Here is a 16,526-nt window from a genome sequence, read left to right as displayed (position 1 = left end):
CATGGCTTTACTGATCACTGACAAGTGCATTAACTGCGATATGTGTGACCCTGAGTGCCCAAATGGTGCGATTACCATGGGTGACACTATCTTTGAGATCGACCCTGATCTCTGCACTGAGTGTAAAGGCCACTATGAAAAGCCAACGTGTCAGTCTGTGTGTCCGATTACGAAATGTATCATCACTGACCCAGACCACGTCGAAACGGATGAAGAGCTACTAGAAAAGTTCGTCATCATTCAGGGCTTAGCATAATACGACCCATAACTAAAACGCCGCTCACTGAGCGGCGTTTTTGTCTCTTAAATGTCATCAAGCAATTGCTGGCATTGATGCGGCAATATTTTAGGCTGTTTCTTCTTCGGCTTTGCTGAGGCCACTTTCGGCGCTGCAGGTTTAGGTTGAGGTTTCCAACTCGCTAGCTCAGCACCACACCCATCACCTTTTGGCGGCTTGGCTTGAGATTTACAATTCTGGCTCCCTTCCGGGCAATTCAAACGCACGTGCATGTGATAATGATGTCCCCACCACGGGCGAACTTTACGTAACCATTCTCTATCTGAATCTTGCTCCGTCACACACAGTTTTTCTTTTATCACCGGATGAACAAAAATCCGCGCAACTTGCTCATCATTGGCGGCCATCTTCACTAACTCAAAATGACGCTGATCCCATTGGCTTTTCAGTAATCGGTACTCTTTCAAGTTCACTACACTGTGTGGTGCTGGCTCAGCGAGTTGAGAATCAGACAGTGGCGTATCGGCAAGCTTCAACCAAATGTCGATATCCAATCCGGTTTGATGACTCGAATGTCCAGAGGAAAATCGCCCGCCTTGCGGCAACGAAATATCCCCAATCAGGATGTTGGTAGCCAGACTCTGTTGAGATAAAGTGCCGAGACGCTCGATGAAGCTGATGGCCTCAGGATGTCCATAGTAACGAGCACGCTGGCTACGAATCACTTGATACCCATCTCCATTTAACGGTAGTGAAGCGCCACCAGCCAAACAGCCATTTGCATAACTGCCGATAGCTTGAGGTGGCTCTTGAGAAGGCGCACCAATCAGCTCCCAAGGCGTAGCATGTACAGGTAATGTGAATAATGGGATAGAGAGAGCCCAAAGGCGTTTAAGAGAGACTAATGTTATGTTCATTCCCTTGAGCTCCTTAAGTATGGAGAGGCTTAGTAGTGCTCACCATTATCGTAATAACCTTTGGCATCTAGAGCAGTGAAAATCACCGCAACATCGACGTCTTCACCAATGATCCCACGCACTTGTTTCGTGATAATTTCAGCAATAGCATCTTGTTTGTCTTGGCCACGATCAAACCAAAGTACTTCAACAAACGGATAAGCGGCACTCACCTCTCCTTCATGAAAAAATGTCGAGTAGATGTATTCAAACGTAAAATCTTCACGTGGACAATCCATGTATGGTTGAAGCTCGTCAATCAATGGTTTTGAGAGAGCCTGAACGGTTTGCGGCTCTACCGCTCGAAAACGTAAATGTGGCATTGCTTGCTTCCTATTTATTATTTGTACCTATCATAGCAAGTTATTGTTCAATTACTTAATCCACCACTAAAACGTGCGAGGACAAATATGGTTTCAATTATTTATCGAGGATAAAAAGCGAGCCTAATCACCTCTCCATCACTGTCTAATTTAGCTATCCAATTGTCTGACTACCACTCTTTTTTTAAATCCTGCTAATGGATATAGAAGAGGTCTATCACAAGCTGAGCAAGTCGATTTTGGCCTCAAGGACTCCCAAGTACTCATTTGGCCAGTACAACATAGAAGCATATCGACGATGAATTTCGACTCTCTGAAGAGATGGGTAACATAAACCATCTTATGCAAGTAAGAGAAAAACGTCCATTTTCAATTAATTAGGTTCTAGCTACTCTGCGATAAAGAAGCGGTTTTTTCCTAGTTGTTTCGCTTTATAAAGCGCTGCATCAGCCTTCAGTATTGCTTTCTTATGTTCTTGGGGTTGATGGAGCGCCGCACCTATACTGATTGTCACTTGGCGCTCTATGCCTAAATCCGCTTTTGATACGAGGGTAACCAATTGCGCCAAACGCGACTCAATGTTGCTGCGGTCATGTTCAGAAAATAAAATTACAAATTCTTCCCCTCCCCAGCGCCCCACAACATCTTTTTCAATTAGTACTCGCTCAAATACACGAGCAAGCTCAAACAAAACTTGATCTCCGCTGTCATGACCATATGTATCATTAATCTGTTTGAAGTCATCAACATCAATGAGCGCTACCCAGCTTTCCTCTTTACTGTGAAGGCAGTCATCAAGATAGCGGCGATTGGGTAACTGAGTTAATAAGTCTATGGTTGCTAAATTCCTAAGCTTTGTATTCGATTCTTCTAAAGCGAGCAGAGTCTTACGCCTAGTCGAATCATAAAAATAAGCGACCAAGAATAAAAACAGATAGACTATAACCATATGAATAAAACTAATCGAGTCGAAGGGTACATCACCCCAAGAGTCCATATTCTGCAAGCAAAAATAAACTATAACCGCGAGGTTAGTAATACTAAACACACTTCCAATTCGATACCCCAAAATGAACATCGAAAGGGCAGGTGTTAGATATATAAATGCCAAGGAGAACTCACTATTACCCTCTTCAAATATTAGCAACAATGAAGCTAGAGTCATGACAGACTGAGTGATCAGCGCAGCTAAGAAAGGCGAACGGGCTCGGTGCAATAGTAGTAGCCCAACGACTGTAAGTATCGTTGATACAACCATTACATTACGCATATACGCGAAAGGAACGACCGCAATGTTGTAGTAAAGGAAAAACAAGTTGCACACCAGCAATACCAAAAGAGCAATGGCAAGAAAGTAATAGTCTCGAAACTTATGATCTGTCTGCGGCGTATCCAGCCACTTCTCTACTAAAGCTGTTAGCAACACTTCCCCCTCTCCATAACAACATACGATATTGATAGAGTATAATATACATTAAAAACCTTCCCGCCAAAATTATCGAACAAATCCATACTTAGAAAATGGTGTATCGGCGAGCTTTAACCAAGTGTCGATATCCAATCCAGTTTGATGGCTCGAATAACCCGATGAAAAACGGCCACCTTGCAGCAAAATAACTGCCTCGAGAATAAGCGAGCTTATCGTCACACCACGTCAACCCATCACACTCTTGCCATGAGCTCTCGATAGTCTTAACCAAGCTCATTGGTTGTTCGGTAAGTACAAGTGTATTAGCCGAAAGGTTGAAAGCCAGTAAAGATAAAAGCACACAAGACCAACGCATTATCAATTCCCATATACAACAAAGCCGCTGACTGGCAGCGGCTTTGATTAGAAGTAATGACTTAATGAGCCTTATGGCATTTCGTCAAACTCTGCACCTTCTTTTTCTACTTGAGGTGGCATTAGGTGTTCTTTAGTAATACCCAGTTTCAATGCTAGTGCTGATGCAACGTAGATTGATGAGTAAGTACCAACCGTAATACCGAGTAGAAGCGCGGTGGCGAAACCGTGAATCATAGCGCCACCTTGAGTAAACAGGGCAATAACTACAAATAACGTAGTACCAGAAGTGATCAAGGTACGACTCAATGTTTGAGTGATTGAGTTGTTCATGATCTCTGCTGGTTCACCTTTACGCATCTTACGGAAGTTTTCACGGATCCGGTCAAAGACAACAATGGTATCGTTGAGCGAGTAACCGACAACCGTTAATAGTGCCGCGACGATGGTTAAGTCTACTTCGATTTGCATCAAAGAGAATACGCCAAGTGTGATGATGATATCGTGAGCCAGTGCTAATACCGCACCTGCTGCTAAACGCCATTCAAATCGCACCGAAACGTAGATTAGGATACAGATAAGAGAAACAAGGATCGCAAGACCACCCGCTTCTGTTAGCTCGTCACCCACGTTAGGGCCAACGAACTCGATACGACGCATTTCAACGCTTTCACCGGTACCGTCCTTGATAGCATTTAAGATCTGGTTACCCAGAGTCTCACCCGCCATATCTTCACGAGGACGTAGACGTACCATAACGTCACGTGCACTACCAAAGTTCTGAACCGTTGCGTCACCGAAACCTTCGGCTTCTAGTGCACTACGAATATCTTCAAGGTTTGCTGGCTGTTCAAAACCGACTTCGATTAGCGTACCGCCTGTAAAATCAAGACCCCAGTTCAACCACTTGGTTGATAGAGTAAAGATTGACGCACCAATCATTAGGATTGAGAACACAAATGCCAGCTTCGACCAACGCATAAAGTCGATCGTATTTTCTGCTTTTAGAATCTGAAACATACTAATTCCTAGCCTTAGATCGACAGTTTATCAATGCGCTTACCACCGTAAGCCAGGTTCACGATACAACGTGTACCTACAATAGCGGTAAACATAGACGTTAAGATACCGATAGACAGCGTAACCGCGAAGCCTTTGATCGCACCTGTACCCACTGCAAATAGAATGATTGCTGTGATTAGAGTTGTGATATTGGCATCAGCGATAGTGCTGAATGCGTTCGCATAACCTTGGTGAATCGCTTGTTGAGGGCTGCGGCCATCACGAAGCTCTTCTCGAATACGCTCAAAGATCAGTACGTTGGCATCGACTGCCATACCGACCGTCAATACGATACCGGCAATACCCGGTAGCGTCATGGTTGCGCCTGGAATCATCGACATCACACCAATGATTAACACTAGGTTTGCCATGAGCGCCACGTTCGCAATTAAACCAAACTTACGGTAGTACATTAGGGTAAACAGCATTACCGCAACCATACCCCAGATCATCGCTTGGATACCCATATCAATGTTCTGCTGCCCCATAGAAGGACCAATGGTACGTTCTTCAACAATCGAGATAGGGGCAATTAGAGCACCTGCACGAAGTAGCAGTGCTAGGTTGTGCGCTTCAGCCGCTGAGTCGATACCGGTAATACGGAAGTTACGGCCAAGCGCTGATTGAATCGTAGCTTGGTTGATGACTTCTTCATGCTTGTTCAGAATCACACGGCCTTCAGGAGTGCGGCGACCGCTGTCTTTATATTCAGCGAAAACCGTTGCCATCAGCTTACCGATGTTCTGGCGAGAGAACGCAGCCATCTTGTTACCACCTTCGCTGTCTAGCGAGATATTAACCTGAGGACGACCATATTCATCAACACTTGAACTTGCGTCAGTAATGCTTTGACCACCTAGAATCACACGCTTCTTAAGCACAACTGGGCGACCATCACGATCTTGCTTGATTTCACTACCCGCTGGCGCACGGCCATTAGCAGCGGCAGCAAGGTCTGCTTTAGAATCCACTTCACGGAACTCAAGCGTTGCCGTTGCACCAAGAATTTCTTTTGCACGTGCAGTGTCTTGAACACCAGGCAGCTCAACAACAATACGGCTTGCACCTTGACGCTGAACAAGAGGCTCAGCAACACCCAGTTCGTTTACACGGTTACGCAGGATCGTAATGTTCTGCTCTACCGCATAGTTGCGAATTTCAGTGAGACGTTGCTCAGTAAAGGTTGCGGTCAATGCAAAGCGACCATTCGACTCAGAATCAACAAAGATCATGTCCGGATGGTTTTTCTTTAGTAGTGTTTCGGCTTCAGCAAGCTGCTCTGCGTTACGTAGCAGAACTTCAACACCATCTTTACCTGATGGGCGAATTGCGCGGTAACGAATTTTTTCTTCACGTAGTTCACTACGGAATGCTTCTTCCTGTTGTCCAACCAGTTTTTCCATTGCAGCGTCCATATCCACTTCCATTAAGAAGTGAACACCACCACGTAGGTCAAGACCTAGCTTCATTGGTGCAGCACCAATAGACTCAAGCCAATCAGGGGTTGCAGGAGCAAGGTTCAGAGCAACAATTTTGTCTTTGCCAAGCGATTCGTTGATGATGTCGCGAGCACTGATTTGAGTGTCAGTGTCATTGAAACGAACAAGAATAGATCCATTTTCTAGAGCAATGGATTTATGAGATAAGCCCTGGTCATCAAGAGCTTTAGTGACAGAATCCAGCGTTGACATATCTACAGAGGCGCCACGCGCCCCTGTAACTTGAATAGCCGGATCTTCACCGTAGAGATTTGGAAGTGCATACAATGCTGCGATAGCGATAGTAAACACCACCATCAGATACTTCCATATTGGATAGCGGTTTAGCACAGCGGAGATCCTTTAGCTGTTTATAGAGACTTTAGCGTACCTTTTGGTAGCACTGCAGTAATGAAGTCTTTCTTGATTACAACTTCGTTACTTGTGTTCAGCTCGATAGAGATGTAGTCATTGTCTTCTGCGATTTTCGTGATTTTACCCACTAGACCACCGCTTGTAAGAACTTCATCACCTTTACCCATTGAGCTCATTAGGTTCTTGTGCTCTTTTACACGCTTAGCTTGTGGACGGTAGATCATGAAGTAGAAGATCACCGCGAACATACCTAGCATGATTAGCATTTCAAAACCGCCGCCTGCTGGTGCGCCTTCTGCTGCTGCGTGAGCTTGAGAAATAAACATTAAAATATCCTCTATTATTTTTTATTAGTGTCCAAGTTGGGCATTCGCCAATTAGTTTCAAGTCTGAGAGTGACCAATAGAGATCACTCTCTCAAAAATAGCCTGCGTTTGCCTACTTTATTAGCAAAAGCCTTTGGCAAACGACCAAAGGCTTTGAATCTTAGCAGTCTGTCAATTACTGCTCTTTTGATAGTGGTGGCACTTCACGGCCACGACGCTCATAGAACTCTGTTACGAACTCATCAAAACGATCTTCATCAATCGCCGTACGGATGCTTTCCATCAGGCGTTGGTAGTAACGTAGGTTGTGAATCGTATTTAGACGTGCACCTAGAATTTCATTACAACGCTCTAGGTGGTGAAGGTACGACTTAGAGTAGTTTTGACAAGTGTAACAGTCACAGTGCGGATCTAGCGCAGTCGTATCTGTTTTGTGTTTCGCATTACGGATCTTGATCACACCGCCAGTCACAAACAGGTGGCCGTTACGTGCGTTACGCGTTGGCATTACACAGTCAAACATATCGATCCCGCGACGAACACCTTCAACGAGATCTTCTGGCTTGCCTACACCCATTAGGTAACGAGGCTTGTCTTCTGGAAGTTGAGGACATGTGTGCTCAAGGATGCGGTGCATGTCTTCTTTTGGCTCACCTACTGCTAGGCCGCCGACTGCGTAACCGTCAAAGCCAATTTCCGTTAGGCCTTTCACTGATACATCGCGTAGGTCTTCGTAAACACCACCTTGAACGATACCAAATAGGTTGTTCGGGTTTTCTAGTGTATCGAAGTGGTCACGAGAGCGCTGAGCCCAACGTAGTGACATTTCCATCGACTTCTTCGCTTCGTCGTGCGTCGCTGGGTATGGCGTACACTCGTCAAAGATCATTACGATGTCTGAACCTAGGTCTTTCTGGATTTCCATCGACTTTTCAGCGTCCATGAAGATCTTGTCACCATTCACGGGGTTACGGAAATGAACACCTTCTTCAGTGATAGTACGCATTTTGCCTAGGCTGAATACTTGGAAACCGCCTGAATCAGTAAGAATAGGACCGTGCCAGTTCATGAAATCGTGCAGGTCGCCGTGCATTTTCATGATTTCTTGGCCAGGACGTAGCCATAGGTGGAAAGTGTTACCGAGAAGAATTTCAGCACCCGTGCCTTTTACTTCTTCTGGGGTCATACCTTTAACCGTACCGTAAGTACCGACTGGCATGAATGCTGGCGTTTGAACTGTGCCACGTTCGAAGGTCAGTTGACCACGACGTGCAACACCGTCTTTTTTCTTAAGATCGAATTTTAACTTCACGAAGCCTCCGGTTGTCAGAGAAACAGTCTGACATTAAGTTCAGAGCTTTAAGCTCTATGAGGAGCGGTCGCCTTCCGTGCGAGATGCAAAATAACCGATTATTCTGCTTCCTAGCGTACTGCTAGCACTCGTAAATTGTTTGCGTTCAGATTATTTTCTGAACATTAGAGATTCCCTACTCGCTCGTTCCTCACTCTATGGAATGACGGGTTTGAGTGCCTCACTCATCGAATGACATAGTAGGCTCTCAAAGCCAACGTTTGTCATTCCTGAATCGAGGTACGAGATGTCAGGAATCTCTCAAAGTAATCTATACCGTTTTCTTTTTAATGAACATCGAATCCCCATATGAGAAAAAGCGGTACTTGTTCTCTACAGCGTGTTTGTATGCGTTCATCGTATTTTCATAACCTGCAAAAGCACTCACTAACATGATCAGCGTTGACTCTGGCAGGTGGAAGTTAGTGATTAGACAATCCACTAACTGATATTCATAACCTGGGAAGATGAAGATCTCGGTATCACCGAAGAACGGAACTAGCTCAGTACCCTTTTTGATTGCATCTTGCGCTGCACTTTCAAGAGAACGTACAGACGTTGTGCCTACAGCGATAATACGACCACCACGAGCTTTAGTTGCATTGATTGCATCGACCACTTCTTGCGGTACTTCAACGTACTCGGCATGCATGTGGTGTTCATCAATGTTATCCACTTTCACTGGCTGGAAGGTACCTGCACCTACATGCAACGTAACATACGCAAACTCAGCGCCTTTTGCTTTGATCTTCTCAAGCAAAGGTTCATCAAAATGAAGACCCGCTGTTGGCGCGGCTACGGCACCCGGTTTTTCATTATAAACCGTTTGGTAGCGCTCTTTGTCTGAATCTTCATCCGGGCGGTCAATGTAAGGAGGAAGCGGCATGTGGCCGATCTCTTCCAGTACCGCCAGCACGTTTTGCTCTGCGTTAAACTTCAGCTCAAACAGTGCATCATGACGTGCCACCATTTCAGCTGAATATTCATCGTTCTCGCCGATGAAAATTGTTGAACCTGGCTTTGGAGATTTAGAGCAGCGAACGTGCGCGAGAATACTTTTCTCATCAAGTACTCGCTCTACAAGCACTTCAAGCTTACCGCCTGATTCTTTACGACCAAACATGCGAGCAGGAATCACTCGAGTATTGTTGAATACCACTAAGTCACCCGGTTGTACTTGATCGAGTACATCGGTAAACGTGCCATCGGTTAGCTCGCCGCTATTGCCATCCATTTGCAGTAAACGGCTTGCTGTGCGCTCTGGCTGAGGGTAACGAGCAATAAGCTCATCGGGTAAATCAAAGTGAAAATCTGATACTTGCATGTTACTAAATCTTCTGTCGTAGTTTCTGGTTGTCGTGGCTGAGTCGAACTGATTCTGTCACAAACAGGCGACGAGTTTTTCGCAGCCGACTAGTATATTGTGCGTGCGAGCAATATCAAGGAAAGAGATGTGAATTATTGTAATCATGTGAGTAAAACTTACCCGATTTACCACATCTATAAGGCAGCCTTCTTCACCAGTTGATTAAACGCAAGAAAGTCACCGATAGAGAGATAAAAACTCGCTTAGCTCTCAGACTCAAGTGGAGAAAATCACTATATTTAAAAGGTAAAGAATAATAACTCAGGAGGCAGCCATGATTAAGGTAGAAGATATGATGACACGTAACCCACATACGCTTCTTCGGTCCCACAATCTCGCTGATGCAAAAAGCATGATGGAAGCATTAGATATTCGCCACGTGCCTATTGTAGACGCCAACAAACATCTACTCGGCGTTGTTTCTCAGCGTGATGTTCTCGCAGCTCAAGAATCTAGCTTACAGCAAATCCCAGAAAACCAATCTTTCACCTTTAGCACCCCGCTCTACGAAGTGATGAAAACCGGCATCATGACGGTATCACCTCAAGCAGGACTAAAAGAAAGCGCGATTTATATGCAAAAACACAAAGTCGGTTGCTTGCCTGTGGTCGAGAAAGGACATTTAGTTGGCATTATTACCGATAGTGATTTTGTCGCGATTGCGATTAATTTGCTTGAGCTTCAAGAAGAGGTAGAACCAGAAGAGGTCGATTAACTCCTTTTACCCTCTATTCAAGTGCTTATCGCGCTGTCGATAGGCACTCCTCCCTCACAAATAGTCCACATCCTCTACGAAAGCCAAACATTTATTTTACAAATCATCATTCTGATTATATTGTACCCAGTAACAACATCTCATTCTGTTAGTGGAGTTTGGTATGAGGTTTAAGGACATTCGTTTAAATCGGACAAAAGTGGCTGCGCTAACCGTGCTAAGCATTGCAAGCCAAGTTGTGTATGCTGCCCCTGTTGCAATAAAGGGATACACCCCGCCTGCAAACGGGTACTACAGTCAAGGTGACGTAATTGAATTTGAGGTGCGTTACACTGAAAACGTCTACGTAGGTGGCGGCAGGGAGAATATATTCGTTCCTATCACGATCGGAAATAAGCAGGAAAAAGCAAAACTATCCTCTATCGGTGGTGAAGATCATTTAACATTTAGCTATACAGTAAAGGCAGGTGATAGCGACTTCGATGGTATTTATCATCAAGGTCAAGTCATGTTATGGGGAGACGCATATATTGTCGCGTACCCTAGTAACACAGCCCCTACCAGTCAAAAATTCTCAGGGCCAGAGACATTAAGCGATATTGTTATCGATACTACGGCTGCTGAATTAAGCCTGCTTTCTGGTGTACCTGAGCATACTTCAGAGACTGAACCGACATTGCGTGTTAATGCCTCAAAGCAGGGTTCGGTTAACACTCTAGGTAACTGTGCTATCAAACACAGCCCTATCGTTTCTCAAGGTGTCAACGAGTTAACTCTAACTGCCTCTAATGGCGCGCCTTACTCAGATGGCTCCTACAATGACTGTAAACTGCAATTAGAAGATGTGTATGGTAATACCAGTAGGTTTGTTACGGTACCAACATTTAATATTGATAGCCAAGTTCCAATCTTCAGCACATTTTCCGGCACTGTAGATGAGAATGCGATAACGCTTGATATTGAGACATCGAAAAATGCTAATGTCAGTATTGTGGTTCTGCCTAAACATGTGGCTGCTCCAAGCGTTGAACAAGTTTTACAAGGGTTGGATGGAAACGATCAACCAGCAGTGGCCTTTGAGTACATCACGACCATTGCTAACACATCGCTACAGCACACTATTGGTGGATTGAATTACCATACGGATTATTCCGTTTATAGTGTACTTGTTGATCAATTCGACTTAAAAAGTTTAGAGCCTAGCTCGATTGATGTTTCTATTGGTCTCAACACAGATAACACTCTAACCTCCGGCCACTATGTTACAGAGCCTGTTCGCTTACCACTGTCAGCTAAAACTGAATCTGACGCAGTTGCTCTGTTTGACTTTACTGTTTCTGACAACGACGGTGTCGATGGCATACAACTGAGCACTTCTGATGTTCGTATTTACAGCACCGCTAGCGAGGAAGAGTTAAACAAACTAAGTTTTAGCTTAGTTAGCCCTGATGACAATTCCTATAACGTTAAAGGGGTCGTCTCTGTTCGTCCTGATTCATCTAGAAGGCCTTACCCTGAACAGCAGCGCTTTATCCAGTTCGAAAAAGAATCAGTCCCAATCCCTGATGGTGAGAATATGACCTTTATACTTAAAGCTCATATTTTAGACCCTGATACAGTTTCTCCAAATACAGTCTATAATTTCGCTCTTCATGGTGGGTGGGATATTACCCTATCAGCAGGACAAACTATGCAGGGTTATGTCACCAACGGCGCAGGAACGACGATTCAGTTCCCAGAAGTGACCGAGAAAACCGCTGTTCCTGTGTATTCCAAAAATCAGACACCGAATGTCTCACTTTACACATCCGCTTCAGGTACGATCGAGTTTGGTGGTGACTGTTCACATACGACTAACAGCAGTAGTGAAGGTGTGGCAAGTTACGGATTAACTGCCGCAGGTAACTCCTTGGCAGATGGTATTTATTCTTGTACCGCCAAGTTTACTGAGTCTAGTGGTACTGAGGCTCAAGTTATCTCATTAACGCCTTTTGTTATCGACAACAAAGCGCCAGAAATTGTTGATGACCCACATAGCACTGTACCAAACATCGAACCTGGTACATCCTCTATCATTGCATACAGTGCTATTGATGATTACACGCCATCATCAGACGTTATGTACACCTTAATTGCAGCACCTGATGGAGGAAGCATCACGGTTGATTCATCTCCAATATCAAGCGGTGCTTCATGGAGCCAGGAAGATATCACTAACCAACGTGTTATCTATCAACATAACGGTGGTCCAGAGTTATCGGATTCATTTACTTTCACAATCAGTGATGGGTTAGGTAACCAAACATCAACTCAAACCTACTCTATCCATTTAAACCAGGATAGTGATGGCGATGGGATGCGTGATAAGTGGGAAGACGACTATGGGTTTGATCCAGCCGATCCCTCGGATGCGAATGCCGACCCGGATCAAGATGGCTGTGACAACCTATGTGAATACAACGGCGGCACGAATCCACGTACAGATGAGTTCCCGCCTATCTTTGATGATATGAAGAACGACTACCATATCCAAATCAATGCCGACTCGATGTACACCAAAGTGATCGCGAAAAGATTGGTGGCTTACGACGAAGGTGGCTCAGATGTGACGGTAGAAGGCGCTACGGAAAATGTTCCAGCTACGGGCTCAATATTGCATCTGCGCCCAGGTCGACATGTTTACTCTTACGTTGCAAAAGACCCAGCGGGAAATGAAGCGTACGCTACGCAAATTATTGATATTTACCCGGCGATCGAACTTGCTGAAAACGTTGTAACGGCTGAAGGTAATCAGTTAGCTGTCGAGGTAACACTCAATGGTCAACTTCCATGTCATAACGACGCATGTGAGGTTCCTCTATCCATTGAAAATGCACCAAGTAAAGACAGCGCAGAATTCGGCAGTGACTATGCGATTGATAGTTGTAGTGCAACTACGTCAGACTCGTTGACAGCCGATGTAACGCTATCTCCGAAAAAAAATGTATTCACGCTTACGCTTGATGTTTGTGAGGATGGCATTGCTGAAGCGGCAGAGCATTTCACCCTGCAGTTAGCCGCAGACCAAAATCCGTTAAGTAGTGAAGGGCTATCTATTAACCTAGGTGGCATGAGCAAACAAAAGTTCACGATTACAGAGCAAAACTTACCACCGGTTGTAACCGTGAACGCTTCAGATAATGATGGAAAAATGAAACAAAGCTTTGAAGCGAGCGAGCAAGTCACTATTGAAGCTTTATATTCTGACCCAAACAAAGACACAACCTACACTGAGTGGTTACTGCCAGACGAGCTGTTCGGGCTATCTCCTTCTTCTACTCAATCGAACAGTACCGTCACGTTTGCGGCATCGACTCTTGAAGCTGGCGATTACCTATTTACCGTTAAAGTGGGTGATGGCGAATACCTAACTGAAACGTCGTTCATGATTAACATCATGGCTGAAAATATCTCTATGGATCCAGCTAAAGATAGCGACGGTGACGGTATCACGGATGATCAAGAAGGCATGCTTGATGCCGACCAAGATGGTATTCCAGATTACCTTGATCACAGTGAAGCGGCTAAAAACCAAATGGCTCAAGACGTCGAAGATGACACCAAGTACAACATGGAGTCAATGACGGGCACACAGCTAAAACTGGGTAACTCAGCGAAGTCTCAGAGTAATTCGGGTCCATTACTCAGTGATGAAGACATGGATAACTTGGGAATACCTCAACCAGATGGTGTCAATGTTGGTGGTGTGTTCGACTTTGAGATTCACCAATTGAATACAGAAGGTCAATCGACAAGCCTAGTAATCCCTCTACGTGAGACAATGATTGAAGGTGGTCAGTACACCAAGTTCAAGCCAGATACTGGTTGGGTAGTGTTTGTTGAAGATCAACACAACTACATCTCTGGCGCTGCTGGTTATGAGGGTTACTGCCCACCACCGTCTAGCCCTGAGTTCTTTGAAAGTGATGGTATAACGCCACGTCCATTGCAAGAAGGTGATTGGTGTTTGAAGATTACTATTCAAGATGGCGGTCCAAATGATGACGATGGCATCGCTAACAAGAGCATCGTTGATCCAGGTGGTATCGTGGTCCACAACTATGTTCCACCATCGAATCCAAACAATGGCTCGCTAACAACGTCCGGCGGTGGCTCTGGCGGTAGCATTCCGCTCAGCGTTTTATTGGGGCTGTCTGGACTCGCTCTTCTAAGACGCAAAATGCACTAAAAGTAAAAAGCCTTGGCAAACGCCAAGGCTTTTTTTTTGTGGTACTTAAAGCAGAGACGAACCCTCCTCCTTCCTCAAGCTCTTCCTTACTATTCAACCTATTAACTCACTCTCGAAAAACGCCATGTGATTTTGACTGCATAAGGCTGATTCAGCCACTACACTTAACAACAAAACTATAAATACAGTTACCTATGATGTCAGTTCGGTTCAATCATTAAAATCCGCCAAATAGGGACATTGGTATGAGCCTCAAAAAACTGCTTACCCTAGGTTTCAGTGTGATCCTAGGCCTAATTTTAGTCATCTCGATCGTGGCTTCACTGCGATTTTTCCAATCTAGCGATGGATTCAACACATATCGAGGGCTGGCTGTAACCAGTGTTGCTACCGGTCGTGTCCAAGCCAATATTCTCGAAGCACGGCTCGCTGCTTTGAAATACATCAAAGATCACGATCAAAAAAACATTTCAGAGCTGAATACTCGAATCACCGCAGCCATCAGTTTGATTGAAGAAGTACTTGCTCTGCACATTGATGATTCGCATAAGTCCGAGTTCATGGCCATAGAGAAACAACTCAGCCAATATCAGCAAGGCTTCAACCAGGTCATTCAATTAGTCAACCAACGCAATCAATTGGTCAAACAAGAGCTCACTCCTGCAGGGTTGGCTATGCGTAAGTCGGTCACCAATATCATGAATCAGGCGGCAACAGAAGATGATTTAGATGTGGCGGTCAGCGCTGGTAGCTTGCAACAACACCTATTGCTCGCCCGCCTCTATGCCTCTAAATTTTTAACCAGTAACGCGCAAAGTGATGTCGAGCGTGCTGAAAAAGAGTTTGAGCTCGTTGCTGATATTGCGGAAGATGTTGAGTCTCAACTCATGTCAGCGCAGCAACTCGAATATTTGCGAGCCTTTCAAAACGCCTTCGAGCAATACCAGGCAGCCTTTAGCAAAGTCGTCAACACCATTAACTCACGCAACCAAATCATCTCCAGCACCTTGGATGTGATGGGGGTATCAGCAGCCAGAACCATCGAAGAAATCAAGCTTGCCACCAAAGATAATCAAGACTCCGTTGGCCCAGAAATGGTTGAGCGATTTGCCAGTGCTCAAGTGATTCTCATTGTGCTCTCGTTTATCGTGATTGTGAGCGCATTAGGTATTGCGATTGCGATTTATCGCAGCGTATGGAACGTTGTCGGTGGTGAACCAAGTCATATTCAAGAAATCGTTGCTGAAGTCGCGTCTGGCGATCTTTCTAGTCAAATTCAAACGACGGGCAAAGAGTCTGGAATTTACGCGAATATTCTACAAATGCGTTTAGAGCTCAGACGCATCATTGACGGCTTCCATCAAATCTCTGATAACGTCTCTTCTTCTTCGATGTCATTGACCGGTATCATGAGCGATACCGAGCACAACGCCCAACAAGAGTTAAGCCAAGTCGAGCAAATCGCCACGGCCATTAATGAGCTCTCAAGCACCGCATCCGAAGTGAGCCAAAATGCGGCCAATGCAGAAAATGCCGCCAGTGATGCGACCAATAATGTGGTTGAGGGTGGACGCTTACTCGACTCGTCTGATGAAGTCTCACAAAAAGTCGACACCTCAATAGAAGAGACCTCAAAGATCGTCAACCAATTGCAAGAATACTCAGTTGAAATCGGTACCGTGGTTGAGGTGATTAACTCCATTTCCGAACAAACTAACCTACTGGCGCTTAATGCTGCGATTGAGGCAGCACGAGCCGGTGAACAAGGTCGAGGCTTTGCCGTGGTCGCGGATGAAGTACGTTCCCTTGCCGCTAAAACTCAACAGTCTACGGTCGATATTCAAGAAATCATTTCTCGGTTACAAGCTCAGGCAAAAGATGCCAATCAATACATGCAATCCAACCTGACCTTAGCAGAAGACTCACGTAAATACAGCGAGCAGTTACGAACCGCTTTCTCTTCCATTACCGAGTCCGTATCGTTAATCTCTGACATGAACACTCACGTCGCCACCGCCTCAGAAGAACAATCAGGGGTGACTCAAGACATCTCACAAAATGTCTCTCATGCTTTTGATTTAGTGAATAAAAATGTCGCTGGGATAGAAGAAAGCAAACGTGCCAGTGATGAGCTCTCCAACTTAGCCGCGAAGCAAAAAGATCTACTCAGTTTCTTTAAGCTGTAGGTAGGAAATAAAAGGATAGGAAATAAAAAAGAGCGGCCTGCGCCGCTCAAAAGCATGTCAAAGTTTATGCCTAAAACAGAATATCGACACCTTAACGTGAGTAAGTAATCACTAAACATCGGATTACCTACTCACAGGT

General features: G+C 45.0%; 12 protein-coding genes and 1 pseudogene. 4 read left to right on the top strand and 9 right to left on the bottom strand.

What is annotated here, in order from left to right; translation table 11 throughout:
- The first annotated feature begins 1 nt into the window (after position 1).
- Positions 2-256, top strand: coding sequence for a YfhL family 4Fe-4S dicluster ferredoxin (locus EJ063_RS12445; RefSeq protein WP_126574606.1), 255 nt, complete (start codon positions 2-4; stop codon positions 254-256).
- Between the two features lie 47 nt (positions 257-303).
- On the opposite strand, the gene mepA is transcribed toward EJ063_RS12445, so the two are convergent.
- From mepA to queA, 9 genes and pseudogenes are all read right to left on the bottom strand, one after another.
- Complete coding sequence (gene mepA / locus EJ063_RS12440; RefSeq protein ID WP_126574605.1) at positions 304-1,155, bottom strand: penicillin-insensitive murein endopeptidase; 852 nt, start codon at positions 1,153-1,155, stop codon at positions 304-306.
- A 29-nt stretch (positions 1,156-1,184) separates the two neighbouring features.
- Entirely contained in the window at positions 1,185-1,517 is a 333-nt protein-coding gene (locus EJ063_RS12435) for a DUF1904 domain-containing protein (RefSeq protein ID WP_126574604.1), read from the bottom strand.
- Between the two features lie 388 nt (positions 1,518-1,905).
- Positions 1,906-2,943 (bottom strand): GGDEF domain-containing protein, encoded by a 1,038-nt coding sequence (locus EJ063_RS12430; protein WP_126574603.1) that lies wholly within the window; start codon positions 2,941-2,943, stop codon positions 1,906-1,908.
- Between the two features lie 90 nt (positions 2,944-3,033).
- Positions 3,034-3,129, bottom strand: a pseudogene (locus EJ063_RS12425) (penicillin-insensitive murein endopeptidase); the annotation flags it as partial.
- Between the two features lie 243 nt (positions 3,130-3,372).
- Positions 3,373-4,320, bottom strand: a complete 948-nt coding sequence (gene secF / locus EJ063_RS12420; RefSeq protein ID WP_126574601.1) for a protein translocase subunit SecF — start codon at positions 4,318-4,320, stop codon at positions 3,373-3,375.
- A 14-nt stretch (positions 4,321-4,334) separates the two neighbouring features.
- Positions 4,335-6,191, bottom strand: a complete 1,857-nt coding sequence (gene secD / locus EJ063_RS12415) for a protein translocase subunit SecD (RefSeq protein ID WP_126574600.1) — start codon at positions 6,189-6,191, stop codon at positions 4,335-4,337.
- Between the two features lie 20 nt (positions 6,192-6,211).
- Positions 6,212-6,541 carry a preprotein translocase subunit YajC gene (yajC, locus tag EJ063_RS12410; RefSeq protein ID WP_126574599.1) on the bottom strand — a complete coding sequence of 110 codons (330 nt, stop codon included), beginning with the start codon at positions 6,539-6,541 and terminating at the stop codon, positions 6,212-6,214.
- A gap of 175 nt (positions 6,542-6,716) precedes the next feature.
- Positions 6,717-7,853, bottom strand: a complete 1,137-nt coding sequence (tgt, locus tag EJ063_RS12405) for a tRNA guanosine(34) transglycosylase Tgt (protein WP_126574598.1) — start codon at positions 7,851-7,853, stop codon at positions 6,717-6,719.
- Positions 7,854-8,163: 310 nt separating this feature from the next.
- The gene (queA, locus tag EJ063_RS12400) at positions 8,164-9,216 is read right to left on the bottom strand and encodes a tRNA preQ1(34) S-adenosylmethionine ribosyltransferase-isomerase QueA (RefSeq protein WP_126574597.1); all 1,053 of its coding nucleotides are present in this window, start codon (positions 9,214-9,216) and stop codon (positions 8,164-8,166) included.
- A 316-nt stretch (positions 9,217-9,532) separates the two neighbouring features.
- On the opposite strand from queA, the gene EJ063_RS12395 reads away from it, so the two are divergent.
- The 3 genes from EJ063_RS12395 (at position 9,533) to EJ063_RS12385 (ending at position 16,387) form a co-directional block, all read left to right on the top strand.
- Positions 9,533-9,973 (top strand): CBS domain-containing protein, encoded by a 441-nt coding sequence (locus EJ063_RS12395; RefSeq protein WP_126574596.1) that lies wholly within the window; start codon positions 9,533-9,535, stop codon positions 9,971-9,973.
- 163 nt (positions 9,974-10,136) lie between these two features.
- Positions 10,137-14,201: a cadherin-like domain-containing protein gene (locus EJ063_RS12390; protein WP_126574595.1), complete on the top strand. Its 4,065-nt coding sequence runs from the start codon at positions 10,137-10,139 to the stop codon at positions 14,199-14,201.
- A 245-nt stretch (positions 14,202-14,446) separates the two neighbouring features.
- The gene (locus EJ063_RS12385; protein WP_126574594.1) at positions 14,447-16,387 is read left to right on the top strand and encodes a HAMP domain-containing methyl-accepting chemotaxis protein; all 1,941 of its coding nucleotides are present in this window, start codon (positions 14,447-14,449) and stop codon (positions 16,385-16,387) included.
- The last annotated feature ends 139 nt before the right edge of the window (positions 16,388-16,526 follow it).

The organism is Vibrio aquaticus, assembly GCF_003970385.1.
Classification (GTDB): Bacteria; Pseudomonadota; Gammaproteobacteria; order Enterobacterales; family Vibrionaceae; genus Vibrio; species Vibrio aquaticus.
The sequence above is the reverse complement of the archived record's forward strand: the minus strand, read 5'-3'. Positions and strand labels throughout refer to the sequence as shown.

What these genes read in the sequence shown, in the direction of transcription:
- mepA (WP_126574605.1), bottom strand. Translation starts at nt 1,155, where the DNA reads ATGAACATAACATTAGTCTCTCTTAAACGCCTTTGGGCTCTCTCTATC.
- EJ063_RS12445 (WP_126574606.1), top strand. Translation starts at nt 2, where the DNA reads ATGGCTTTACTGATCACTGACAAGTGCATTAACTGCGATATGTGTGAC.
- secF (WP_126574601.1), bottom strand. Translation starts at nt 4,320, where the DNA reads ATGTTTCAGATTCTAAAAGCAGAAAATACGATCGACTTTATGCGTTGG.
- EJ063_RS12435 (WP_126574604.1), bottom strand. Translation starts at nt 1,517, where the DNA reads ATGCCACATTTACGTTTTCGAGCGGTAGAGCCGCAAACCGTTCAGGCT.
- yajC (WP_126574599.1), bottom strand. Translation starts at nt 6,541, where the DNA reads ATGTTTATTTCTCAAGCTCACGCAGCAGCAGAAGGCGCACCAGCAGGC.
- EJ063_RS12395 (WP_126574596.1), top strand. Translation starts at nt 9,533, where the DNA reads ATGATTAAGGTAGAAGATATGATGACACGTAACCCACATACGCTTCTT.
- EJ063_RS12390 (WP_126574595.1), top strand. Translation starts at nt 10,137, where the DNA reads ATGAGGTTTAAGGACATTCGTTTAAATCGGACAAAAGTGGCTGCGCTA.
- EJ063_RS12385 (WP_126574594.1), top strand. Translation starts at nt 14,447, where the DNA reads ATGAGCCTCAAAAAACTGCTTACCCTAGGTTTCAGTGTGATCCTAGGC.
- queA (WP_126574597.1), bottom strand. Translation starts at nt 9,216, where the DNA reads ATGCAAGTATCAGATTTTCACTTTGATTTACCCGATGAGCTTATTGCT.